Annotated in this window: 20 protein-coding genes; 14 read left to right on the top strand and 6 right to left on the bottom strand. The window is 54.0% G+C overall.

The window, feature by feature from the left end; genetic code table 11:
* Window positions 1-170: 170 nt before the first annotated feature.
* From J2I48_RS23600 to J2I48_RS23610, 3 genes are all read left to right on the top strand, one after another.
* Window positions 171-725: a fasciclin domain-containing protein gene (locus J2I48_RS23600; RefSeq protein WP_207337979.1), complete on the top strand. Its 555-nt coding sequence runs from the start codon at window positions 171-173 to the stop codon at window positions 723-725.
* Between the two features lie 308 nt (window positions 726-1,033).
* Window positions 1,034-2,521 carry a hypothetical protein gene (locus tag J2I48_RS23605; protein WP_207337980.1) on the top strand — a complete coding sequence of 496 codons (1,488 nt, stop codon included), beginning with the start codon at window positions 1,034-1,036 and terminating at the stop codon, window positions 2,519-2,521.
* A 39-nt stretch (window positions 2,522-2,560) separates the two neighbouring features.
* Entirely contained in the window at window positions 2,561-4,402 is a 1,842-nt protein-coding gene (locus J2I48_RS23610; RefSeq protein ID WP_207337981.1) for a cytochrome-c peroxidase, read from the top strand.
* Between the two features lie 22 nt (window positions 4,403-4,424).
* Here the strand turns inward: J2I48_RS23610 and J2I48_RS23615 are convergent, their stop codons facing one another.
* Window positions 4,425-4,961 carry a hypothetical protein gene (locus J2I48_RS23615; RefSeq protein ID WP_207337982.1) on the bottom strand — a complete coding sequence of 179 codons (537 nt, stop codon included), beginning with the start codon at window positions 4,959-4,961 and terminating at the stop codon, window positions 4,425-4,427.
* Window positions 4,962-5,164: 203 nt separating this feature from the next.
* Between J2I48_RS23615 and J2I48_RS23620 the strand changes: the two genes are divergently transcribed.
* Entirely contained in the window at window positions 5,165-5,764 is a 600-nt protein-coding gene (locus J2I48_RS23620) for a fasciclin domain-containing protein (protein WP_207337983.1), read from the top strand.
* Between the two features lie 5 nt (window positions 5,765-5,769).
* Here the strand turns inward: J2I48_RS23620 and J2I48_RS23625 are convergent, their stop codons facing one another.
* On the bottom strand, window positions 5,770-6,822 hold the full coding sequence (locus J2I48_RS23625; RefSeq protein WP_207337984.1) for an SO2930 family diheme c-type cytochrome: 1,053 nt from the start codon (window positions 6,820-6,822) through the stop codon (window positions 5,770-5,772).
* A gap of 203 nt (window positions 6,823-7,025) precedes the next feature.
* Window positions 7,026-8,207: a parallel beta-helix domain-containing protein gene (locus J2I48_RS23630; protein WP_207337985.1), complete on the bottom strand. Its 1,182-nt coding sequence runs from the start codon at window positions 8,205-8,207 to the stop codon at window positions 7,026-7,028.
* 190 nt (window positions 8,208-8,397) lie between these two features.
* Between J2I48_RS23630 and J2I48_RS23635 the strand changes: the two genes are divergently transcribed.
* Complete coding sequence (locus J2I48_RS23635; RefSeq protein WP_207337986.1) at window positions 8,398-8,634, top strand: GlsB/YeaQ/YmgE family stress response membrane protein; 237 nt, start codon at window positions 8,398-8,400, stop codon at window positions 8,632-8,634.
* Window positions 8,635-8,714: 80 nt separating this feature from the next.
* Here the strand turns inward: J2I48_RS23635 and J2I48_RS23640 are convergent, their stop codons facing one another.
* Window positions 8,715-9,437, bottom strand: a complete 723-nt coding sequence (locus tag J2I48_RS23640) for a DUF2306 domain-containing protein (RefSeq protein ID WP_207337987.1) — start codon at window positions 9,435-9,437, stop codon at window positions 8,715-8,717.
* A gap of 198 nt (window positions 9,438-9,635) precedes the next feature.
* Between J2I48_RS23640 and J2I48_RS23645 the strand changes: the two genes are divergently transcribed.
* The gene (locus tag J2I48_RS23645; protein WP_207337988.1) at window positions 9,636-10,370 is read left to right on the top strand and encodes a LytR/AlgR family response regulator transcription factor; all 735 of its coding nucleotides are present in this window, start codon (window positions 9,636-9,638) and stop codon (window positions 10,368-10,370) included.
* Between the two features lie 12 nt (window positions 10,371-10,382).
* Here the strand turns inward: J2I48_RS23645 and J2I48_RS23650 are convergent, their stop codons facing one another.
* Window positions 10,383-10,754 (bottom strand): DMT family protein, encoded by a 372-nt coding sequence (locus J2I48_RS23650; RefSeq protein ID WP_207337989.1) that lies wholly within the window; start codon window positions 10,752-10,754, stop codon window positions 10,383-10,385.
* A 33-nt stretch (window positions 10,755-10,787) separates the two neighbouring features.
* A complete protein-coding gene (locus J2I48_RS23655) occupies window positions 10,788-11,117 on the bottom strand; it encodes a MerR family transcriptional regulator (RefSeq protein ID WP_207337990.1) in 330 nt (109 codons plus the stop codon).
* A gap of 259 nt (window positions 11,118-11,376) precedes the next feature.
* Between J2I48_RS23655 and alaS the strand changes: the two genes are divergently transcribed.
* From alaS to J2I48_RS23695, 8 genes are all read left to right on the top strand, one after another.
* Window positions 11,377-14,112, top strand: a complete 2,736-nt coding sequence (gene alaS, locus J2I48_RS23660; RefSeq protein WP_207337991.1) for an alanine--tRNA ligase — start codon at window positions 11,377-11,379, stop codon at window positions 14,110-14,112.
* 131 nt (window positions 14,113-14,243) lie between these two features.
* Complete coding sequence (locus tag J2I48_RS23665) at window positions 14,244-15,488, top strand: AAA family ATPase (protein WP_207337992.1); 1,245 nt, start codon at window positions 14,244-14,246, stop codon at window positions 15,486-15,488.
* A gap of 177 nt (window positions 15,489-15,665) precedes the next feature.
* Window positions 15,666-16,112, top strand: a complete 447-nt coding sequence (locus J2I48_RS23670) for an HNH endonuclease family protein (protein WP_207337993.1) — start codon at window positions 15,666-15,668, stop codon at window positions 16,110-16,112.
* A 123-nt stretch (window positions 16,113-16,235) separates the two neighbouring features.
* Entirely contained in the window at window positions 16,236-17,840 is a 1,605-nt protein-coding gene (locus tag J2I48_RS23675; protein ID WP_207337994.1) for a DUF3667 domain-containing protein, read from the top strand.
* A gap of 219 nt (window positions 17,841-18,059) precedes the next feature.
* A complete protein-coding gene (locus J2I48_RS23680) occupies window positions 18,060-18,917 on the top strand; it encodes a hypothetical protein (protein ID WP_207337995.1) in 858 nt (285 codons plus the stop codon).
* Between the two features lie 11 nt (window positions 18,918-18,928).
* A complete protein-coding gene (locus J2I48_RS23685) occupies window positions 18,929-19,774 on the top strand; it encodes a hypothetical protein (protein ID WP_207337996.1) in 846 nt (281 codons plus the stop codon).
* A gap of 453 nt (window positions 19,775-20,227) precedes the next feature.
* Window positions 20,228-23,464, top strand: a complete 3,237-nt coding sequence (locus J2I48_RS23690) for a SusC/RagA family TonB-linked outer membrane protein (RefSeq protein WP_229376725.1) — start codon at window positions 20,228-20,230, stop codon at window positions 23,462-23,464.
* A gap of 13 nt (window positions 23,465-23,477) precedes the next feature.
* Window positions 23,478-25,334 carry a RagB/SusD family nutrient uptake outer membrane protein gene (locus J2I48_RS23695; protein WP_207337997.1) on the top strand — a complete coding sequence of 619 codons (1,857 nt, stop codon included), beginning with the start codon at window positions 23,478-23,480 and terminating at the stop codon, window positions 25,332-25,334.
* Window positions 25,335-25,512 lie beyond the last annotated feature (178 nt).

The raw sequence follows: 25,512 nt of genomic DNA on the forward strand, positions 1-25,512 counted from the left end.
ATGCTGGACATTGGACGCTGAGCCAAATCATCTACCAATGTCCAACGTCCATCATCCAATATCCAGCATCCAATGTCCAGCGTCCCACTTATCTAACGGTATACTTTAAATGCAGGCAGGCAGTTTTTAGAATAAGACGATATTGTTGATAGGACTAAACTACTTTTCCAATGAAAAAGAAACTCAAGCCTATTCTCCTGCTGGCTTTCCTGGCGGTAGCGGGTGGCACCTATGCCCAAAACGACACGATCAAATCTGCGTCGGCGGGGTCTGCCAGCCAGTCATCAGCGAAAGCTACCAATAAAGATCTGTCCGGTAGTCTGGCTGGTGCTACCGATTTTTCGACCCTACAATCGGCCCTGACCGCGTCTGGCCTGGCCGATAAAGCTAAAGAACAGGGTCCGTATACCGTTTTCGCCCCGTCGAACGAGGCGTTTGATAAACTACCCGCTGGCACCCTGGAATCGCTGACGGCACCGGCCAACAAGGCTAAACTGGCCGGAATTTTGGCCAACCACGTGGTGTCGGGCAGTTTTGCGGCAGCCGATTTGAAAGACGGCCAAACGCTAAAAACCGTGGGTGGTGGTACGCTGACGGTTCGCAAACAAGGTAACTCCGTGATGCTGACCGACGCTAAAGGCGGGTCGGCTATGGTCACTTCCGCCGATATCCAGGCTACCAACGGCACCGTGCATGCCATCGATAGTGTGTTAATGCCCAAGTAAGTGCCGATTCTGTACCCCGACCCGTAACGCCACCGCCCTACCTGCTGCTTAGTTAGCAGACGGCGGTGGTTTTTTTGTGCCCGTCTATACATCGCTTACTATCGCTATTTATCTGCCAGTCAGTTCATTAATTTTATCTTATGAGATAGATAGTAAGTGCCATATAATCAGACGGTTATCTATATGTTATATTAACATAACTTATACATTAGCTTGGCTTGATTAACTTGACCATATGGTAATCTGACATTAAAATGGGGTTAACAACTGGGGGCGTACTTTGAGGGCAAAACTTATAGACTCCCCACATGTACAACCGCCACTTCTCCCTTTACGGAGTAGCTGCCACCGCGCTCCTGCTCTCATTGCAAAGCTGCGACCACCTCGACAGGCCCCAGAATCCCAATCTGGACATCAAGCTAGTGAATCAGTCGGTGAACCCCGTACTGGCCCAGACAATGCCCGGTTTCGAATCGGCGAATGTGTACTCACTCATCAGCAGCGACGACAAGCTCCCCCAGTCGCCGAACTTTGTCTTTGGCGGATCGGCCGACGGGTCGGGTCTGTTGAAAAATGCCGACGGCACGTTTACGATGCTGGTGAACCACGAAGACAATTTTTCCGTGTCGCGCCTTACGTTTGACAAAACGCTGAAGCCCGTTAAAGGCGACTACATTCTGAACTCAGACGGGGGGCAATGGCGGCTTTGCTCGGCCACGATGGCTACCCCCGCCGAACACGGCTTTGGTCCGCTTTACCTCACTTGCGGCGAGAGTGGGCAGGAATCGCGTACCCACGCCGTGAACCCCTACGGCGACGCCAGCCAGAACGCCATCAGCCGTGAGTTGGAGGGGCTGGGCCGCTGGAGTGCCGAAAACGCCGTTCCGCTGAACAAAAACGCCTACCCTGGCAAAACGGCCATCCTAATCGGCGACGACGACAGCGGTGCCAACGGTGGTCAACTGGCCCTCTACCTGACCAACACCGTGGGCGATTTGCAAAACGGATCGCTCTATATGCTGCGCCGGAAAGACGGTAACGCCCGCGAAATGGACATGAAAGCGGGCACCAAATTCGACGTTGAGTTTGTGCAGATCGCCAACCACAAAACCCTGACGGGTGCGCAGATCAACGCATTGGTTAATGACCTGAAAGGTATCAAATTTGGTCGGGTGGAAGATATCGACTACCGGAAAGGGAGCGCCGCCAATAACCGGCAAGTGTTTTTCAACGTAACAGGACAAGCCAATACGGGTGTAAACGCCGACTATTCACGCTCTAAATATGGCCGTACATACCGCCTCACCATGGATGCCAACGACCCGCTGAAAGGCTCGCTGGAGGTGATTCTGGATGGCGATGACCGCAACGGCATTGCCAAAACGTTTCAGAACGTCGACAACATCTATGTGGGCACTAATTACCTCTATGTGCAGGAAGACCCCAACAGCTACGGCGACGAAACCCACGACTCATACATCTACCAGTATAATCTGGCTACGGGCGCGTTGAAGCCCGCCATCATCCTGGACCACCGCCGCACCGCTACTGATGCCGCCAAGTATAACGTAGGGGGGCTGTCGAAGTTTGGTACCTGGGAATACGGCGCTATGATCGACGTGTCGGAGACAATTGGCGTACCTGACTCCTTCATCATTTCACTCCAGCCCCACACCTGGATCGGCGACCAGTACCTGGGTCCAGATGGCGGTAAGCTACGCTCGGTGAAAAGCACGAGTGATGTATCAAATCAGCAGGCCAGCCAGTTGATTTTAGTGCGTGGCTTGCCTAGATAAAATGGTAAACACATCATTATCAGGATTTTGTATTTAGTTATGGAACAAACGCTTCCGCCAATAGAAGCGAAACGGGTTCAGCGCACCCAGTCGTGGTGGCTACGGGTTAGTATGCTCGTGGCTGCCGTGGCTGGGCTGTACCGCTATACACACCCCACTCCTACCCCACTTGAGCAGGTGCGGAAACAGTACCTGGCTGACATTGTCGCGCTCGATTCGGCCACTACGCAACTGCACCGTCTGCTGGCTACCAACCAACCGGCAGTGGCGTTGCAACAATCTCTCAGGCAAACCCGGCTGGCCTGGAAACGGGTTGAATGGCTGGCCGAGGTGTATAATCCCGAAACGTCGAAGGCCATTAACGGACCGGCCCTGGCTGAAGTAGAGGAAGATGACGGCCTGCAAAACGAACTACAGGGCACTGGCCTACAGGTACTTGAAGAGGGACTATTTCCCTACGATCCGGTCAATCGGGCCGAGTTGGTGCAGCAGGCGGGCGTGTTGCAATCGGCGGTGCGGCGGCTGCACAAGGTGTCGGTAAGTAATCCCATGACCGACAGCCACGTGTTCGATGCGCTGCGGCTGGAGGTTTTCCGGCTTATTACGCTGGGGATTACGGGTTTTGATGCGCCCATTGCCAACACGTCATTGCCCGAAACCGCCGAGGCCCTGGCCAGTATGCAACGGCACCTGGCCTATTATCCCCTGCCTGACCACAACAGTGCACTGACGCAGCAACTGGAACAGGCGTTTTCCGGGGCCATAACCTACCTGAACCAGGCCAGTTCTTTCAACCGCTTCGACCGGCTGACGTTTATCCAGCATCACGCCAACGTATTGAGCAGCAAACTACTGGACGCCCAGCAAGCCCTGTCTATCCCGGTATTTCAGGAAAGCAGGTTGCTGTCGGCAGCTGCACGTACCCTTAACGACCCCGACGCTTTCGACCCCAGCTATTTTGTCGATGCCACGGCCCACCGCGCTACCCCCAGCCGAACGGCCCTGGGCAAGCAGCTATTCTACGACCCAATTTTGTCGGGCGCGCCAAACCGCAGTTGTGCTACCTGCCATCAGCCCGCCAACACGTTTACCGACGGACAAACCAAACACCTCGCCGTAGGTGGTCGGCAGGTGAGGCGCAACACACCCACGGTGCTCAACGCAGCGTTTCAGGCCGCTCAGTTTGCCGACTCGCGGGTGGTGTTTCTGGAAGATCAGGCAGGCGACGTAATTCAGAATCAGGACGAGATGCACGGCTCGCTGCCCAGGGCCGTGACCGCCCTGAAGACCAACGCCACCTACCGGGCGGCCTTTGTGCGGGCCTACCCCGACGGCGTGACCGAGCGAAACCTGAAAAATGCCATTGCCAGCTATATCCGGTCGCTCACCAGCCTCGACACCCGCCTTGACCGGGCCATGCGCACCACCGACAAACGAGAGCAGGAAACCCTGCTGTCGGCTGAGGAGCAACTGGGCTTTAACCTGTTTATGGGCAAAGCCAAATGCGGTACCTGCCATTTCTATCCGCTGTTCAACGGTACGGTGCCTCCCACATTTCAGAAAACGGAAAGCGAAGTGCTGGGTACGCCCGCCACAGCCGCCAACCAAACGCTCGACCCCGATCTGGGCAAGTTTGGCAACACTCACATCAACCTGCACCGGCATTCGTTTAAAACACCCACGGTTCGTTTTACGGCTAACACCGCCCCTTACATGCACAACGGCGTGTACCAGTCACTAGCCGAGGTGGTTGATTTTTATGACCGGGGTGGGGGTGTGGGACTGGGGTTCAACCTGCCCAATCAGACCCTACCCAGTGACAAACTGAACCTGACATCAGTTGAGAAAAAAGCCATTGTAGCGTTTCTAAAGTCGCTGTAGAGGCAAACAGCGCAAGGTGCCACTATCGGCGGGTCAGCGTAACGGTGTAGGTGGTCTTCACCGCCTGCCCACTCAGGTCCTGATCGTTCACAAACTGGAGTGAGAGCACCTGGTTTGTACCTGACTTAACAACTGGAATCGACGAGGCTTTATCTTTTGCGTAGAGCACCGCACTAGTGTTGGTTTCGGTGAACGTTCGGCCTTCGCCAAAGAGATAATCCAGTATTATTTTAGAATCGCGCACGTTCCCGCAGACTGGCAAGTTGGCCGAATTGGTGGTGTACGCCCCTGCCGCCGTAAACGACACGGTTAAGTCGGTAAGGCACGTCTGGCCCTTGGCAGTCAGGTAAGGAATGTAATCAGGAACGGGGGTTGCGTTGGTAAACTCAACCCAGGCGGGGCTGAACGTGATGGCAGTGATGCCCCAGTTACCTACCAGCGTGGGGGTAATGGGGTCGGGGATGGTGGGGCCTACCGGGTCTGTGGGTTTCTTGCAGCCAAACAGCATGACTACCAATAACATTCCCCCAAAAAACAATGATCTAACGTGTGAGCGCATATGACAACCGGGTTTGTATATAGAAATACTTCCCTGCCAAAGGTAAAAAAAAGGGCCTACCCCCTGTCGACTATTGATTTAACGACGTGCTGACTAGTTTGTACTGGTGCTGTGGCTAAAACAAAAAAAGGCAAACAATCTTAGGAATGAGCTAGTTATAATCACAGTAAATTAACTCAATAGATTTAATAGAATTTAAGTGTATGAAAAAGCTCCTGAACATTGTAGCCCTCTCGGCTATTACGCTCGTGGCAGGCTCGGCCCTGGCCCAGACCAACACCATGAACCGCCCAACGCCGGTAGGTTCAACGCCGTCAACGACTATGTCGGATTCGGCAAATCGGCCCACCCAATCGGGTATGAGTTCAAAATCAACCGGCACAGACCTGGCGGGTAGCCTGGCTTCTGCCACCGATTTCTCAACCCTGCAAACAGCCTTACAGGCCGCTGGCTTAAGCAGCAACGCCAAAGAAGCTGGTCCGTTTACTGTGTTTGCGCCCTCAAACGCCGCCTTCGACAAGCTCCCCGCCGGTACGGTGCAGACTCTGACGCAGCCCGCCAACAAGGCCAAGCTGGCCAACATTCTGGCCTACCACGTGGTATCTGGCAACGTGATGGCTGCTGACCTGAAAGATGGTCAGAAAATTAAAACGGTATCGGGCGGTACACTTACCGTGCGCAAGCAGGGCAGTGCCGTGATGCTGGTAGACGCCAAAGGTGGTTCGGCCACCGTGACCACTGCCGACATTCAGGCCACCAACGGTACTGTTCATGCTATCGACAGTGTACTGATGCCCAAATAGTTGGCTCAGTCTAACGACTGAATCCACTCCCGAACCAGCGCCACGCCTTCGCGGTGGGTCACCTTCCGTGACACTTCGGGCATCATAACGCCGGGGTCAGTCGATTCGAGACGGTAGAGTAAAATAGATTGGTCGGGATGGCCAGGCACGATGTCATACCGACGGTTGCCCGACCCACGCCCCGCTGCCACGGGTGTCTTCAGGATACCCAGGGCGGCGGGGCTTTTTTCGTGCACAGACAGGTTCAGGCCGCTGGTGCCGGCGGGGCCTTCGGGCCGGTGACAGTGCGCACAGTTGATGTCGAGCCAGATCCGGGCGCGGTCGGTCAGGGTGCCGGTGGTGGGGTCGTTCCAGACGGGTGCCCTGGGCACACTGGCCAGGTCGGGCAGATCGGTCAGGAGGCCACGTTTTTGCCACGCAGTCAACTGATTTTCAGCCGCTTGTCCATAATCCAATAGGCCGTTTAGCTGCCGCGCCGAGGGACCAATGGGTGTCATGACCTCGTTGCGGTTGTGGCAGCTTTTGCATTGGTTCAGGTTGGGCATCACGTATTCTTGCTCGTGTTTACGGCCCTCGGCATCGGTGTAGGCCACCGTTTTCCGGTCGCCCGCCACCTCCAGTACGGCATCGGTCTGGTCGTCGTTCCAGACGTACTCCAGGGCTTTCCAACCGGCCTCGTTCCGCACCAACAGCCGGGTTTCCATCAGCCGTCGGCCTTTGGTGGCATCGCGGAAATCGGTGGGGAAATAGAAGGTTTTAATAATGGTGGTGCCCACCGGGAAGTCCATGACCTCGGTGGCGTTGTAGCGGGCGACCTGTCCGGCGGGCAGTTTGACAAAACGCAGTTTCTCGGCATAATCAGAAAATAAGGGCGTGTTAAGCCGGTAAGGTACCACACCTTCAGCGGGCCGCTGATCGGCGATGTTGCCCGCAAAAAAACCGTAAGCTGATAGCCGGTCGGGCACGGCTGTGGGTGCTGGGCGGTGGCGCATGGACAACAGCGCGATCCCCAGAAACAAGCCGCAGCAAGCCAGCAATAAGGTTTTTTTAGTCTGCATAGATTGGGGCTGTGCCAGATTTGCAATCTGGCACTTTTTAACAGCGCGTTTGTAACGCGCGTTGATTTACTGCTAAAAACAACTGCTGTTGCATAACGCGCATTACAAACGCGCTGTTAAAAAGTGCCAGATTGCAAATCTGGCACAGCCACGGCCTGTCTAAGGGCCGTGCGACAACAACCCACTCCGTGTCGCCTCTCCACTCATTTTCCCGCTACCGGGGGCAGATCACACGTATACGGGGCGGCATTGCGCGAGATGGCTTTGAAATTATGAGCCGCGTCGATGTTGGCGAAGGTGGCGTTTTTGTTGTTTTTCAGGCAGACAGTACGCTGGCCCGCAGGGGCTTTGTCGTCGGTTATGCCGTCCCAGATAATGTCGGGCACGTTTTTGCCGAAGCGCAGTTTAAACCGGAACATCAGCCCCATGCGCCCTTTGCGGGTGGGGTAGCCCGGCAGGCGGCTGTAGGTATTGTCGTGGATGGCAATATTGGTGGGGTATGGGTTGTATAGGCTGTCGCGGATGGGTTCTTCGGTGATAAAATAACTGATAATGCCCGTGCCCAGCGACTTGTTGTCGATGATCTGATTATTAAAAATCTCGACGTCGTTGGTGGCCAGAATCATCATACCCGTACCCGCCGGTACGCGGGCCACGATGTTGCCTTTCGGCGCAAAATTGTCGAGGTTGTTGTGTTCCACCAGGTTGTTGAACACCCGCACCTGTCCGCCTTTTTTCTGCACCAGATCGGGCAGGTCGAACACCAAAATGCCCCCGGTGTTCTCGTAGGCATGATTTTCAGAGACGTCGGCCCCGATAGAGTTTTCTATTTCGATGCCCGCCACGTTGTGCCAGGCCGTGCAATGTTGAACCACAATCTGCCGCGACTGCCCCACGTAGATGCCTGCGTCGGAGGCGCCCACAGCGGTGCAGCTCAGGATCTGCACGTTCTGGCACTGCACCGGGTAGAGGCCATACGAGCCGTTGGTAGTTTTGGGTTCGCCGGTCCACTCGACCAGCAGGTTGCGGAACGTGATACCGTCTACGTTCATGGTCTTGATGAGGTCGCCTTTGGAATCCTGCAGGGTCATGTTTTCGATGGTGATGTTGGTGCCGTTGGTCACGCGCAGGCCCTCAGCCCCTTCGGTTTGCCCTTTAAACGACAGCACGGTTTTACCCACGCCCGCCCCCCGGATGGTCACGTTCTTCTTGTCCTGCAAGGATAGGCTGCTGGCTAGCGAAAACGTCCCGGCAGGCAGATCTACCGTGGCCCCGTCTTCGACCATAATGAGGTCGGTCTGGATTTTCTTCTGCATAGCGGGCTGGGCCACGGCCGGGGCAGCAAGCAATAGCAGGCAGGGTATATACCAAAGACGTGAGTTCATGACGAGGGAAAACAACTGATTGATGATTAATACGTTATGCATTACTTTGGCAGATCGTTGGTAGGTATATCAGCCACAGCAAGTTAGTCAAAATCAGGCCGTTTGCTCAAGTTTCGGGCCATATTCCAGCATTCGTAAGTTAGTTCATTGCAAGTAGCATTTTTCCTTTCACCCTAAAACAACTACACACATGGGTTTCCTGTATTCAATTATCATTGGTGGCATCGCCGGTTTTCTGGCCAGCCGCTTCATGGGCAGTCACAACACGATGCTGGTCAACATCATCCTGGGTATTGTGGGTGGTTTGGTGGGCGGCTTCATTGCCAAGCGCCTGGGCAACGACCCCGAAAATGACGGCCTGTTTATGAACCTGCTCATCGCCTTCGGCGGGGCTGTGGTACTAATCTTTCTAGGGCGACTGTTCTAACGAACCGTTGCAGATAGTTTAACAAAAATGCCCCAGACAAGCGTCTGGGGCATTTTTGTTAAACTATCTGCAACGGTTCGTCAATTGCGGCCGGCAAACCAATCAGATCGGCTATTGTCATCGACGGATTTATCAGCGAAACGCGCAGGTATATTTATTTCCAGCAGGCTGTCTGTGCAACTTACTAGCGAGGACTGATGTGGTTGTTGGCGACGGCGGAGCCGTATGAAATAGACCATGACAAGCGGAAAAAGTAGTGTTGGCCCAAGCTGACTGTAGGGCTGGTAGGCAGGTAACACATTGCCGGCAAAGGCTGAGGTGAGTGCGTCGAGGGCACCAAGCAGTTTGCAGATGTGCTCGTTGAGCCAGCCCCTTTTCAACCGTTCATGCAGCCAAAAGGCCTTCACACTGTCATAGCCGGCCACTACCACTAGCCCCCCAATAGTGGAGTAGATAACGGTGGGTGACCAGGTCACGCCCGAGCGCGGCAGCAAGACACCGTAGCCAACGCCGCAGGTAAGTACGGCCACCGCCAGCCATCGGTCGAAAGGAACCATCCGTTGCTCGCGCCGACGCACCACCCGATAACCCGAATAGCCCTGATAGGCAGCCAAAGCGGTCAAGATAATCAGAAAAGGCCTGGGCTTGAAGCCAACGGCCCCCAAAGCTGCCGTCACAATAACAACCACGAGTAACCGCAGAAACAACCGCCCCCAACGCCTGTGTGCGGCTGGCCGATTGTTGAGCCAAAGAGCCACCAGCCCAACCCCTAACGCCGCCGTTCCGCAGGCGACATGAATCACTATGTTTACCGTATGTAGCCAGTGCATCGCTATTTATGGCACCGGGAGGTGTTGGCCCGGCGACAGACAAAACTCGACTCACCAATCCAATTGCGGCCGTTTTGTGTGACGTTGGGCGGTGGTTATTGACAAAAGCCGGTTGTCACATCCCGGCAGATGCCACGGCAGGGCAGGCGTTTAGCAGCGTATTTTAGCAAGATGAAATGGCTTTCGTTTGTGGGGCGCAACTTGCTCGGCTTATCGGCCCTGTTGCTTGCTCATAATTTTGTGGACCAGTATATACTGCATGGCGGCACCGACTGGACCGACTACGCTCCTTACTTGTTTCTTGTGCTGATGTACGGCTGGATTGTGTTTCACAACCGTGTGCTGTTCGAGCGGCTGTTTCTGGGTGGCAACCGCGTTGCTTACTTCGGCTGGCTGGGGCTATGTATGCTTGTTGGCACGGTCAACATGACGCTGATTCTTCGGCAGCTATTTGGTGTTGATAACGTGGTGCCGCACCTGCTGCGCTATTATTCCGACACCGTAACGGGGCTGGGCGTTTACGTGACTTACCGCTACTTAACCACCACCTCTGCCAACCCTCCGGCATCCATTGCGCCGCAGACTCCGCTACCAACGGAACCAACGTATCTGTCATGTCTCGTCAACGGGGTGCCGCAGCAGATTCCGGTGGTGACCATCCGGTATGTGGAAGGGCTGGAGAATTACATCAAGATCTTCATGGCGGGCCAGATGCATGTGGTCAGGATGACGCTGAAGGAGGCCGAATTGCGATTACCCAAAGATCAGTTTGTCCGCATCAGTAAGTCGCACATTGTTAACCTGACCCAGGCTCAGCGACTCGACGCCGATCATGTGCAGGTGGGAGCGCAGACCTTGCGGATTGGTCGGGTGTTTAAACGGTATACCGCCGAGCAACTGCCATAGCTGGCGGGGCACCTACCACTTTTTGAAGATAAAAAACACGGCCACGACCATGAAGAAGAAGCCCACCAGGTGGTTCCAGGCCAGTTTGTCGGTTTTGAAAAAATAGACCGTAATAAGCGTAAAGACCGTCAGCGACACGGCCTCCTGGATGGTTTTTAGCTCAAACAGCGAAAACGGCCCGCCCGTCTCGACCGAGCCGACGCGGTTAGCGGGCACCTGAAAAATGTACTCGAAAAAGGCCAGACCCCAGCTAAGCATGATAATGCCAAAGAGCGAGAGTTTGGCCAGCGTGGGGTACTGTTTCAGCTGAAGGTGGCCATACCACGCCAGCGTCATGAAGATGTTAGACAGCGTGAGCAGCAGGATGCAGTAAAAGGCTTTCATCTATTCGTTGAGTTGCAAAGGGCAAGGCTGGGGTCAGTCGTTCATTCGCCCGCGCAGGCTGACCATAAACTGACGGATTTCTTTGAGCTTGTCGAGCACGGCCGCCGTTTCGTTTTGTACGCCCTGTTTTTTGTTCAGGTACTCGCGGGCACCCTGGAGCTTAAACCCGCGGTTTTCAACCAGATCCAGAATTTCGCGCAGGTGGTCTATCTCCGTTTTGGTGTACACGCGGTCGCCGGAGCGGTTTTTTTTGGGGCTGAGCGTCGGGAATTCTTTTTCGTAATACCGCAGCCGCGAGATGTTCACGTTGAACATATCGGCCACTTCCCGAATGCTGTAGTACCGCTTTTCGCCCGATTCCATACCTGCGTTACGTTATGATTTGACGGCCTTTACAGCCTGTGGATGCCAACCCAAAGGCGAAAATAGCGTAATTTTGTGGTACCCCACCCCCAGCCGAATCGTCGGACCGCCCTCCCCTTAAATACAGGGGAGCCGTTCTACAAGAGCTTCGCCTTGTCGGCTCTGTACTTAAAATACTAGGGTGTACGGCTCCCCTCCCTGTATTTAGGGGGAGGGCGGTCCGACGATTCGGCTGGGGGTGGGGTCACTTTCTTCGCACATGACTTCTTCCGAAATACGCCGCCAGTTTCTCGATTTCTTTCGCTCGAAAGGCCACCTCATTGTCCCCTCGGCCCCGCTTGTGGCCAAAAACGACCCTACCCTAATGTTCAACAACTCGGGGATGGCGCAGTTTAAAGACTTCTTTTTGGGCAACGGTACGCCCCCCGCCAAGCGCGTAGCCGACACCCAGAAGTGCCTCCGCGTGAGTGGCAAACACAACGACCTCGAAGACGTGGGGTTCGACACCTACCACCACACCATGTTCGAGATGCTGGGCAACTGGTCGTTTGGTGATTATTTCAAAAAAGAGGCCCTGGAATGGTCGTGGGAGCTGCTAACGGACGTTTTCAAGCTGCCCAAAGACCGCATTTACGTCTCCGTTTTCAAGGGCGACGAAACCGACGGCGTACCCTTCGATCAGGAGTCGTGGGACATCTGGAAAGGCATTATCGGGCGGTCCGGCGAACCGGACGACAGCCGGATTATTCTGGGCAACAAAAAAGATAATTTCTGGGAAATGGGTGCCACCGGCCCCTGTGGTCCCTGCTCTGAAATCCATATCGACCTGCGCTCGCCGGAAGAGGTGGCGGCAAAATCGGGCAAGGAACTGGTGAACGCCGACCACCCGCAGGTTGTCGAGATCTGGAACAACGTGTTCATGCAGTTCAACCGCAAGGCCGACGGCTCCCTGGAAGAACTGCCCGCCCGCCACGTCGATACCGGCATGGGTTTCGAGCGGCTGTGCATGGCCATCCAAGGCAAGCAGAGCAACTACGACACCGACGTGTTTTCGGGCACGATCAACCTGATTGAACAGCTATCGGGCCGTACCTACACGGGCAAGATGGAGAAGAGTGACGTGGCCATGCGCGTCATTGCCGACCATATCCGGGCGGTGAGCTTTGCCATTGGCGACGGGCTGGTGCCGAGCAATGCCAAGGCGGGCTACGTGATTCGTCGGATTCTGCGCCGCGCCATCCGCTACGGCTATTCGTACCTGGGCTTCACTGAGCCGTTTATGTGCAAACTAGTGCCCTTACTGGCCGACCAATTCGCCGACGTATTTCCCGAACTGGACGCGCAACAGGAGTTTGTAGCCACGGTCATCCGCGAAGAGGAAACGGCCTTCCTGCGCACCCTGGGCACAGGCCTCACGCGGCTGGATCAGATCATCGAGCAACTTGGCGGGGCCAAAACGATTCCCGGCGAAACGGTTTTTGAACTGAACGACACCTTCGGTTTCCCCGCCGACTTGACCGCACTCATTGCCCGCGAAAAGGGGCTGTCGATTGACGAATTGGGCTTCGAAACGGCGCTGCAAGCCCAGAAACAGCGTTCGCGCAAAGATGCATCCTACTCAGCAGGCGACTGGATCGAGTTGCAGGACGTGGATACAGTGGAGTTTGTGGGTTATGACCAGCTTAGTTCATGGTCGCAGGTGGTGAAGTACCGGCGGGTGCAAAACAAGCAGGGTACGCAGGTGCAGGTGGTGCTTGACAAGACGCCCTTCTACGCCGAAAGTGGCGGGCAGATTGGCGACACAGGCCGGTTCGATATCTACTTCGACAACGGCGGCGAGATGACCTCGGTGCCGGTGCTCGATACGCGCAAAGAAAACAACCTGACTATCCATATCCTGGCCGATCAACCCGGCCTGGACGAACTGCTCCAACTCGCCGACGGACAGCACGCGGCCGGTGTATCTGCCGAAGTAGACGCCCACCGCCGCGAACTGATTGCCGACAACCACTCGGCTACGCACCTGATGCACTCGGCCCTACGCGAGGTGCTGGGACCGCACGTAGCGCAGAAAGGCTCGTACGTAGGTCCCGATGCCCTTCGGTTCGACTTCAGCCATTTCGGCAAGATGACCGACGAGGAAATCAACCGTGTGGAAACTATTGTGAATGAGCGCATTCGGCAGAATATTCCCCTCGATGAAAAGCGCAATGTGCCCATCGATCAGGCCCGCGCTATGGGGGCCACGGCCCTCTTCGGCGAGAAATACGGCGACTTCGTCCGCGTCATCACCTTCGACCCTACCTATTCCGTAGAACTTTGCGGCGGCACCCACGTACCCAGTACGGGCCAAATCGGCTTGTTCAAACTCACCTCGGAAGGATCGGTGTCAACAGGCGTTCGCCGGATCGAGGCTAAAACGTCGGAAGGCGCCTGGACGGTTATCAATGAACAGTTAGCCGTGAATAGCGCGCTGAAAGAGTTGTTGAAGGCTCCCAAAGACGTAGTCAAGGCTGTGCAGACGTTGCTGGACGAACGGGCCGCGTTGCAGAAGCAGGTGGAGTTGCTGGAGAACGAAAAGATACAACAGCTTAAAAATGAGTTGCTTGGAAAAATTATTTTCGTAAAAGATTCAGAAATTGAAGCTCCAACTGGTGCAGGAAAAACAGAAGCAGCTTTGAGCTTCTTAGTGGAGCGCGTAACCGTGCCCAACGCCGATGCACTGAAGCAACTGGCCTACGACCTGAAAGCCAAAGTAGACAACATCGCCCTGGTGCTGGGTGCCGACATCAACGGCAAACCGCAACTCGCCGTGATGCTGCCCGACAGCCTCATCAAGTCGCGCGGCCTCAACGCCGGTCAGATAGTCAAAGACCTGGCCAAGCACATCAAAGGCGGCGGTGGTGGTCAGCCCTTCTTCGCCACGGCGGGCGGCACCGACGTAACGGGGCTGGATGCCGCACTGGCGCAGGGGCGGGTGTTGTTAAACCTATAAGACTCGGCGTCCCCGGACTAAGGTGACCTTATAGGTTGAGTCGGCGTAAATTGCTGTGGCGCAACCTATAAGGTCTTTTCAGTCCTTATAGGTTTATTACTAGTTTGATCTGATCTAGCCCTTTCCCTATTATGAACCCATACCGTATTGAATCGCTGCACCTTACGCAAGTTGGCCCTTTCGAAGAGCTAGAACTCGTATTGCCTGTAACACCAGAAAATGAAAAAGCAGAGGTGCATATATTAACGGGAGAAAACGGTACAGGCAAGACAAGTGTGCTTGAGGCAATTGCGACTATATTTGGGGGCAATTCTAAAAGGCTAGTATTAGACAAAATGAGCGAAATGAGTAGAATAGATCTGTGCATATATTCTAATATATCATTATTTTTTGACAGGACTAGTCCATCTAATAGCTCTACTATTTTCTCTGGAACCATTACTGAAGAAGCAATAGATGGAAAAACAAAGTATTGCGGATTTGCTTATTCTGGGAATCGTCAATTTAAAGACACATATATTCGTGGAACACAGGAACAAACTAGATTTCCTCTATATGATTCTTTAGAATTCGAATCATCAATTAATTTTGAAGATTTTTTACAATGGGTAGTAAACACCCGCACAAGAGAATTAGTATCTAAAGCCAAAAACAAGCAAGGTATAGCAAATCAACAGCGGAAAAACTTAAAAACACTAGAGCAGGCACTATCAACAATTGTAGACTCCGAATTGTTTTTTGATGTAGACGAGGAAAATTTTCAACCTAAGATTAATGTAGATAGGCAATTACTTAATTTCAATCAAATTCCTGATGGCTTGAAGTCAATGGTAAGCTGGCTTGGCGATCTACTGATGCGGATGGATCGGATTCAGTGGGATAACGACATTCCTGTATTGGAACGGCCCTTCCTGCTGCTGTTGGATGAAATTGATGTGCATTTACATCCTGCCTGGCAACGGAAGATTCTGCCAATGGTGCAAAGCTTATTCCCTAATGCGCAGGTCATTGTATCTACACATTCGCCGTTTGTAGTGGGTTCTGTTGATGGGGCGTGGGTGCATCGTTTCAAAAAGGAAGGAACTCGTAGTGTGTTAGATGGTCCACCTATTTTATCGGAAGATGCCCGTAGTTACGAATATATTTTGGAAGAAATATTTGGTATAAAAGAACATTTCGGCATTGAGGTTGAGAAAAGATTAACTGAATTTCAACAGTTAAAAAAGCAATTGTTAAAACGTGACGAAACGTTTGACGAATCTCGTTTTCGTCAACTTATCGATGAGCTTCGTGGGCAATCTACTGAGCTTGATAGCCTATTGGGTATGGAATTGAACCAGTTGCAACGCCTTACGCAAAAATCATTTATCGAGTAGGCAATGCGACAGTTTACCCGTTCTGCCACCCCGGCTATTCTACTGGAACCGGTTGGCCCAAATCAGCAACCTCGCTGGCAAGTATATGGTGACCGTTATACCCAAAATAGGGCTGCTAATCCCGGACATCAGTTTCAATGGCCTGACATCCATAGTAAGCCATTAAATCAGCATTTATTGCCCGCCCTTCGCGCCTTGACAGATGGTCACTGCGCCTACTGCGATTTGTACCCGCTTCGTAAGCCTGAAGAAAGTATTGACCATTTTCTTCCGAAGTCGAACCCACAATTTTATGCCAATGTATGTCAGTGGGAAAATCTATACTTAAGTTGTCCCACCTGCCAAAGTAAAGGAGAACAATACGATGCCGATTTGCTAAGGCCCGACGACGTGGCCTTTACGTTTAGTCGGTATTTCATATACAATTACCAAAGCCACGAAATCGAAGTCAATCCGCTGGCAACCCTCGATAATCAACGCCGTGCCGACGTCACCAGAAGGCTGTTTAATCTGAACGACAAAGGCCACTGCGCCGCACGCCGAATAGCGCTTGAGCGCTGGGAGAAGCGTGATCCCGATTACATTATCGACGATTACAACTACCGGTATTTGCTTTCGGATTAGCAGCACCTTTGGGGCTGTTCGCATACGAAGAACCATCAAACGTGTTTCTCCCAAAATCGTACAAGCAGACACGGCAACCGTTTCGGCGGGGTGTTATCTTTGGAAAACGCTTCCTTTGTGAAAATGGCGCATAAGACCCACCGTACGTTACCTGTTTGCCCAAACTGCCAGCACAAACTCACCCCTACCGACAATTTCTGCCCTAAGTGCGGGCAGGAAAACCATGATCTTCGGTTGCCATTCGGCCATGTCGTTTACGAAGTAGTGGAAGGTTTTACCCACTTCGACGGCAAGCTATGGGTAACGCTGCGCGATATTTTCACTCGCCCCGGTCGCGTCCCGCTCGATTTTATCGAAGGCCGACGGATGCGCCACGTGCCGCCTATCCGGCTGTATATCTTCGTCAGCTTTTTTCTGTTTTTGCTGATTGGGATCATCAGCAACGGTGCACTGAAACGTAGCACCCTGCGCAAATACCGTCTGGCGGCTACGTTCGGCCCTGACCAGCGCTATCGTGAAAGTAGCCTGAAAGCCCTTTTCACGATGAGCGACGTACCCACGCCCGATACCAGGGCAGTAAGCGACATCATGCTCCAGTTTCCGATAGCCGACAGCACGGGAGTCGGCACGTTGCGTCGGTGGCGTCATTTCACGAATGCCCAACTCGATTCGGTAATACGGCTCAACAACCCCATTGCCTATGCCCCCCTGCGCAACTGCCTGCGGATAGCCCTCGCGGCCCTGCCCCCGCAACTGCCGTGGCTACCCCTTCTCGAACCAGCCAATACAAAGGAATTTTTGATTGATAAATCAACCAAAAAGCAGGCAGGTATCGACACGATGTTGGCCATATCCCTGCGCTGTGCGCCCGACGATACCCTCGGCGCAGCCCTGTTTTCACGACTCAAAGCCCTCTCACCTCAGCAACGGACGCTCTACAGCCGCGTCAATGATGCCGTCAAGAAAGTGACCGATGCGTCGGTGGTCTCGTTTCATAGGGTCAGTGAAGACTCGACGACGAGCAGCCAATTTTCCCGGCTCATTGATAGCCTGACCGTCCGGTCGGCTAGTAATCCTATCAAGTTCAGTTTTGCCAAGGGCGATGGCACCATTACCGACCTCAACTACACCACCGAAGCAGCCGCCCGTGCCGATGTCGACCAAATGCGCGAGATGACGTCCGATGAACGCATGGCATTACTAATGACGCGCGTTGGGGCTACGCCACAACAAAAAGCCAAGATTGGCTTTGTTAAAGCGCTTTATGTGAACAAGGCCCTGAATCGCTACGTGCAGGACTTCGGCAAGTCGGAGGAAGAAATTGAGGAAGCGCAATCCAGCAAAGTAATCAAATACATATCGTACAGCTTTTTTCTGCTGATGCCGCTGGTGGCCCTGTTTCTGTACCTGTTTTACCGCCGCAATAAGGCGTATTACTACGTTGACCACCTGATTTTTTCGGTTAACCTGCACACGGTGTTCTTTCTATTGACGATTATACTGGTGCTGCTTCTCGAATACACGCCGCTGTTTGTCTACATCCCGAAGGGGGGTGTACTGCTGCTGTTGTTTGCGGCTGGTCCGGCCTTGTATTTTCTGCTTTCGTTGCGCACGGTATATCGGCAGTCGTGGGGGCTTACGATAGCCAAGTTTGTAGGCCTTGCGGTGCTATATAGCCTTGCGTTTACGCTATTGCTGGGTAGCGCTTCCGTGCTGGGCATTCTCTAACAGCCGATACGAATGCCCACGTTGACAACGTAGTAAGTTTAGCCTACGCAAAATCCCCAGCAGGCGCTTCACATGCAGTCTGCTGGGGATTTTTTTATCCTATAGTCCGCCCTCCAAACGGTTACTGTACAAGCAGTTTGATAAATAAGATTGCTACTGCTGACTTTTTTTATAACCTTAGGCAATGAATCAGTGTCTTATGAAAAACTAAGTACTACCATGATAGCTCGACTGCGTATAAATAGGCAATTGATTTGGGTATTTATTACACTGCTCTTTGGCTGTAAACCTGATTTTGTATCGCTCAATCCGGTTGCACCCCTCACCGCTAAACCCGCAGATGCGTTGGCTCGCATTAAGCAGGTGGTCAGTTCCGGCGACTGTTCTGGCCTTGGTCCGTACTATCAGGATATCGTATTTGACTATGACCCAACTGGTCGACTGCTAAAAGACAAGGCTGCCCGCGAAACGCTGTTCCAAAAAGACGGAATCAGCCAATATAACTACGACGCCGGTGGTCAGTTGGTGTCACGTACAACGCAGTACACAGCACCAACCAATGAAGGAGCCGTGGGCGAGATTATATCGTACACCATTACGCCCACGTCAATCCGGGTTCAAAATGATGAGCTGCGGGCCGATGGGTCACGGTTATTGGGTGCCAGCAACCGGGCGAATACGGTATATACGTTGGTCGACGGACTGATCACGGAGGTAGCTTATACCTATGCCAACGGGCCAAATCAAACTAGTGTAAGGACTGACCGTTGCATTTACACCTACACCAATGGCAATATCACCAAGGCCCTTTACACGGGTAACAACCAGACGTACGAGTACACCTACACATACGACAATAAGCCAAACCCTTACTTCGGGCAGAAGACGGTGCTGGACCCTATACTCCGGTGCAGCCGAAATAATGTGATCAACGTAATATCGGTTTCAGCCTTTGGTGGCACGGTGTACACTAATGAGTTTAAAACCGTTTACACCTACAACGAGCAGGGGCTACCACTAACCAAGAAAGACGCCAACAAAGGGTGCACATTGACCTTTCAATACGAACCCCGTTGATCCGTACGCCCATGATTTCGCCACTTCGCCTGCTCTGCCTGGCAGGGCTTTTTCTGCTGCAAAGCTGCAACTATACGTACGTCGGGCAGGAGGCCGAAAAGGTCCGGCTGAAAACACTTTTTTATAAAAACAGCGGTGTTTTTATTGGCATCACCTCCACTTTCGACTATAGCGTTGGCAAGCAAATACAGCAGTGCACCTTCGCCAATAACCCCGAATATCTTAGCGGTGCCGACCCAACGGGCAAACCTGTGGCGCTGTATACGTATGAGGCAAACGGCCAACTGGCCAGCTATGATTTTCGCTACGCTAGGCCCACCAGCAAAGGTCGCACCGGCGAACTGACGGTGTTTACTAACACGCCTGCGCTCATCACCAGCGAATCGTATTTTTTGGAGAAGGGTGGGCAGCGCGTATTGTTTAAGAAGGGGAGTTATACTTTAGCCAATGGCCTTGTTACGAGCTATTCAAGGCAACTCACTGACAAGTATGATTTTTCGCAGCTGTATTTAAGTGAACAGGGCTACCCAACCGAAACAAGCGAGTATACCTACGCAGGCGGTAATCTGGTGCGTGTGAAGACTAAAAATAATGAGTACGAATTGACCACAGACTACCTCTACGACGCGAACCCAAATCCACTCCAAGGCATCTACAATCCCGACATTACGCCCGTGCGCCGGTATAGCCGTAATAACATGCTTACCTCAAGTAGCACCTACATATATAGTAATGGGCAAAACATACAGGGCGCACCATTGCCAGCGTCAATTGCCAGTCCGTTTGTTTATGACGGTCGGGGTTACCCTGTTTCGGAAAGCAGTGGCTTCAACCGATTTGAGTACGAAGCGTATTAGCCACACAAAACGGTGAAATTATAGCTTATAGACGGGGGCTTAACCCATATCAGATTAGTTTCCATCGTATTGTGGTTCAGTAGCGTCTTATTAAAAAAGCATGCATTATAACACCTATATACGTCAAATAGACCCTTACCAATTATCGGATTAAGCACATCGTATATGGAGGTACGTGGGCTGTCGGCGCTACTGCCAAGCTGGTTATAGAAAAAGCTGGTAATCAAGCTAATGGCATGGCCACTTTCTACCGTATGTGGGGTATAGAAGCGGGCAGACAAACAGGCTGATCACGATTTTGGCACAAAAACTCCTTTGGTTTGAATTATGGCAAGAGTAGGTCCTTTTTATTAATCTCTTTTTAAACTATATACTTAAATGGTTTTTAGGTAGTTGCTGAATATTACCAAGATTTTTACTCAAACCAATTTCCCTCACTTAACGCTTACATTCATGGAAAACGTCAACTTAACGCTGAAGTCATTCGGCATGGTACTGACTTTGCTCCTGGTTAGTCAGCCACCCGGTCAAGCCCAAACGCTGGCCCGGTCTGCTAACCTGCCAGCTGGCCGTGGCCTGCCTCAAATTAAAAATGCAGCCGCTTTTGTGCCCATCAAAGGGCGTGTGGTGAGCCAAACCGGCGAAGGTCTGCCGGGGGTGAGCATCGTGGTAAAAGGCACCTCGACCGGTGCCGTTACCGATGCTAAAGGCGATTTCTCGGTCAACGTATCGGATGCCAACGCCACACTGGTCTTTTCGTTTATCGGTTACGTCTCGCAGGAGATCACCCTGAAAGGCCAAAGCACCGTCAGCGTAACCCTGCTGGAAGATGAAAAAGCCCTGAACGAAGTGGTCGTAGTGGGGTATGGTACGCAACGCAAAGAAACCGTAACTGGCTCTGTAGTAGCCGTGAAAGGCGACGAACTGGTCAAGTCGCCCACCACCAACCTGTCGAACTCGCTGGCGGGGCGGCTACCGGGCGTGACGGCCGTGAACCGCAGCGGCGAACCCGGCTACGACGGCTCGGCCATCCGGATTCGGGGCACCAACACGCTGGGCAATAACAACGCCCTGATTGTGGTAGATGGTATCCCCGACCGGGCAGGTGGCCTGGACCGGATCAACCCTGCCGACATTGAAACGATTTCGGTGTTGAAAGATGCTTCGGCGGCTATCTACGGGTCGCGGGCGGCCAACGGGGTTATCCTGATTACCACCAAACGGGGCAAATCGGGCAAACCGCAGCTGTCGTACTCGTTCAATCAGGGCTTTGCGCAACCTACGGTGGTGCCCAAGCTGGCCGACGCGGCACAGTATGCCACCATGCTCAATGACCTGAATATTTACGAGTTGCCAACGGCTGAGTGGGCCGCTGCAACCAAAGCCTACCAGGAGTCGGGCAAGTATACCCGGCCCGATGGTAGTGTGCGCACGGCCCCTTACTCGCCGACCGATTTGGCCAAGTACGCCGACGGCTCAGACCCCTGGGGCCACCCCAACACCGACTGGTATAAGTCGACGCTGAAAACCTGGTCGCCACAGTCGCGCCATAATTTGCAGCTACAGGGCGGCACCGACGATTTCAAGTATATCGCCTCATTGGGGTACCAGAACCAGGACGCCTATTACAAGAACTCGGCAACGGGCTACAAACAATACGACCTGCGCATCAACCTCGACGGCAACATCAACAAGTACCTGCACGTGTCGATGGGCATACTGGGGCGCGAAGAGTACCGCTACTACCCCACGCGGCCTGCCGGGGCCATTTTCAGGATGCAGATGCGCGGCAAGCCCAACCAGCCCGCCTTCTGGCCCGACGGACGGCCCGGCCCCGATATTGAAAACGGCGAAAACCCGGTGGTGATCACCACCAACGCCACGGGCTACGACCGCGACAAGCGCGACTACATCCAGACCAACGGGCAGCTGGACTTTAAAGTACCCGGCGTTGAGGGGCTAAAGATTTCGGCTACGGCAGCTATCGACAAACTGAACCGGAATAACAAACGCTGGGAAACACCCTGGACTCTCTACGAGCGCGGTACGGGCGTAGATGCCAACGGCAACCCCAACCTGGTGGCCAGCGTACGCGGTCCGGCCGAACCCCGCCTGACGCTGGGCAACATCACCCAACTCAATATTTTGCTGGGCGGTATTGCCACCTACGAACGTAAGATTGGCGATCACGGCCTCACGGTACTGGCGGGGGTGAACCGCGAAACCATTTCGGGCGATAACTTCAACGCCTTCCGACGCTACTTCCTTTCGCCGACTATCGACCAGCTTTTTGCGGGGGGTGATCTGAGCAAAGAAAACGGCGGTGGAGCTTTTGAGCGGGCGCGTCTGAACTACTTCGGGCGGCTGGCCTACAACTACAAAGACAAGTATCTGGTGGAATTGCTGGGCCGCTACGACGGCTCCGACATGTTCCCGGCCGCCACGCGCTATGGCTTTTTCCCCGGCATCATGGCGGGCTGGGTTATTTCGGAAGAAAACTTCTGGAAAGGGGCCGCGCCAGTGGTTAGTTTCCTGAAGCTCCGGGCGTCGTATGGGCAGTTGGGTAATGACCAGATTTATTTCCCCGGCACCGACGTACTGGCCACCTATCAGTATCTGGCTACCTACGGCTTCAACACGTACATCATCAACGATGCCCAGCAAAAGACGCTCTCGGAAAGCCGGATTCCCAACACCAACATTACCTGGGAGGTGGCCAACAACGCCGACATCGGGCTGGAAGGACAGTTGTTCAACGGCAAGATCAGCTTCGAGTTCGACTATTTCAACAACCTCCGGACCTCGATTCTGTATCCCCGCAACGCCTCGGTACCCCGCACTACCGGCCTGATTTTGCCGCCCGAAAACATCGGCAAAGTGCGCAACAGCGGTTTCGACGGGCAGATCAACTATAACGGACAAGCCGGTGGCCTGAAGTTCACGGTGGGTATCAACGGTGGTTACGCGCAGAACAAAATCATCTTCTGGGACGAAGCCCCCGGCGCACCCGAATGGCAGCGCACTACGGGCCGCCCCATCAATGCCTACCAGGCTTACCAGTATGATGGTGTGTTTGCTACCCAAGCCGACATCGACGCCAAAACGCTCGATTATTCGGCCATCGTGAAGACGCTCCGCCCCGGCGACATGAAGTACAAGGACATCAACGGCGATGGCAAGATCACACCCGACGACCAGGTACGTGGCAACCGCACCAACCTGCCCCTGTTTCAGGGTGGTCTGAACGCACGGGCTACCTACAAAAACTTCGACCTGACGATCCTGTTCCAGGGGTCGGCCGGGGCGCAGCAGTATATCAGCCTGGGCGAGTCGGGTAATATTGGCAACTATTTGCAGGAGATCTATACCGACCGCTGGACCGTGACCAATCCCAGCAGCGTACACCCCCGCATTGCCAACCGTAGCGACCAGTATTTCTCAGGCGGCAACACCTACTGGCTCCGTTCGGCCGACTATATCCGGCTGAAAAACTTCGAGCTGGGCTATACCGTCCCCGAGGCCATTGGCCGGAGAGTGGGCGTCGGTAGCCTGCGCCTGTACGTCAACGCCCTCAACGCCCTCACCCTGGTGAACAAACTAGGCTCGTATGACCCCGAAGCCGACAACGCCACCGGGCAGTACTACCCGCAGTCGCGTATCATAAACGGTGGCCTATCACTTCGCTTCTAACCTGTTACTCAACATGACACGACATTTTAAAACCGTAAGCCTCACCCTTCTGCTGTCTTCGGCGCTGGTGATGAGTTGCAACGACGAATTTGTGAATACCCAGCCGCTGGATCAGGTGGCGGGTACAGCCGTCTGGACCGATGCCTCGCTGGCCGAAGCGTTCGTCACGGGTATCTACGCCGGCCTGGGGCAGGGCGGTTTCAACGAGCAGCAACTGGCTTCGCTCACCGACGAAACTATCTTTACCCACCCTGGCCGGGGTATCACCACCATTACAGAGTCACGCTCGAACCCCGCCGATGCGGGTTGGGTCAACGAGACGATCAACTGGAATAATATGTACCTGCGCATCCGGGCCTGTAACCTGGCCCTGGATAACCTGGCCAAACCGGGTTTCAACAACCCCGCCGCCGTGACCCGGCTCACGGGCGAGATTAAGTTTTTGCGGGCCTATTATTACCAGCAGCTGGTGCGGTACTATGGTGGTGTGCCCATCATCGACAAGTCGTATAACCTGGGTGAGGCCGACTACACCCTACCGCGCAACACCATGGAGCAATGCATTGCCTTCATCGTGAAAGACTGCGACGACGCGGCAGCGGCCCTCAAGGGGTTGACCATGGCCAAAGGCCGGGCCACCGACGCCGCCGCATTGGCGCTGAAGTCGCGGGTGCTGATCTACGCCGCCAGCGATTTATACGATGCCCCCACGGCCAAAGCCAAATCGGCCGCCCACGCTGCCTTTGCCAACCCCGAACTGCTGGGCTACGTGAGCGGCAGCCGGACCGACCGCTGGCAGAAGGCCAAAGAGGCGGCCAAAGCCGTGCTCGACCTCACCAACTACGGTTCGCAACTGAACCTGGCAGCGCCAGTAACACCAACGGTGGGCACAGAGAATTACATGAACATTGCCCTGGCGCGGAATGGCGGCGAAAAAGACCTGATCTTCACGCGGTCGTTCATCAACAGTAAGCAGGAAGCAGGTGGTCAGCAGGGCCTGTTCAACGGCCCCAACGGGTATCACAACTGGGCGGGCAATACACCCATTTCGTTGCTGGTCGATGATTACGAGATGATGGACGGCAGCAAGTTTAGCTGGAGCGAACCGGCCAAAGCCACCACGCCCTACGCCAACCGCGACCCTCGTCTGTACGGTTCTATCCTCTATGATGGTGCCCCCTGGAAACCCCGCACCGCCGACGTAGCCGCCAAAGATCCGGTCAACCAGATCCAGACGGGACAGTATGAGGTGACGGGTGCCAACGGCAAGGTATCCGTAGCCGGTCTGGACACCCGCAAGAGCACCGTAGAAGACTGGAACGGCAGCTACACGGGCTACTACATGCGCAAGTTTGTTGACCCAAACCCAGCCATTGTCGACCAAAACACGTACCAGCAGATCCCTTGGCCGTTTTTCCGGTATACCGAAGCCGTGTTTAACTACGCCGAAGCCTGCATTGAACTGGGTCAGGATGCCGAAGCCAAAGCGTGGCTCAACAAGATCCGTTTCCGGGCTGGTATGCCTGCCATCACTGAAACCGGTGCCGCCCTGCGCGAACGCTATCGCAACGAACGGCGCGTGGAGATGGTGTTTGAAGAGCAGCGTTACCATGATGCCCGCCGCTGGATGATTGCTCCCACCACGCTGGGCCGCAAAGCCAACACCATCAGCATCACGGGCACACTCAAGCCCGGCAAGTCGGTGTCACTTTACCGCTATGACCCCACCAGCTACGACTACACGTATCGGGTGGTGGAGATTGACCCCGGCAAGGAAAACCGCGCCTGGCTCGACAAGATGTATTACCTGCCCATCAGCCGCGACGAAATCAACCGCAACGCCAAGCTGATTCAGAATCCGGGCTATTAGGAAGTTTTCAGTTTAGAGTTTTCAGTTTAAAGGAGTTTAGCGTTTTCAGTTTAGAGTTGGCTTTAGCGTAGCCCCCGCCCTAAAGGCGGTCCGACGGGTCGGTACCCGCTGGCGCACGATTAGCTTCGCGTTAGCAATACCAGTGCGCCAGCGGGCACCGACCCGTCGGACCGCCTTT

Source organism: Fibrella aquatilis (assembly GCF_017353255.1).
Classification (GTDB): domain Bacteria; phylum Bacteroidota; class Bacteroidia; order Cytophagales; family Spirosomataceae; genus Fibrella; species Fibrella aquatilis.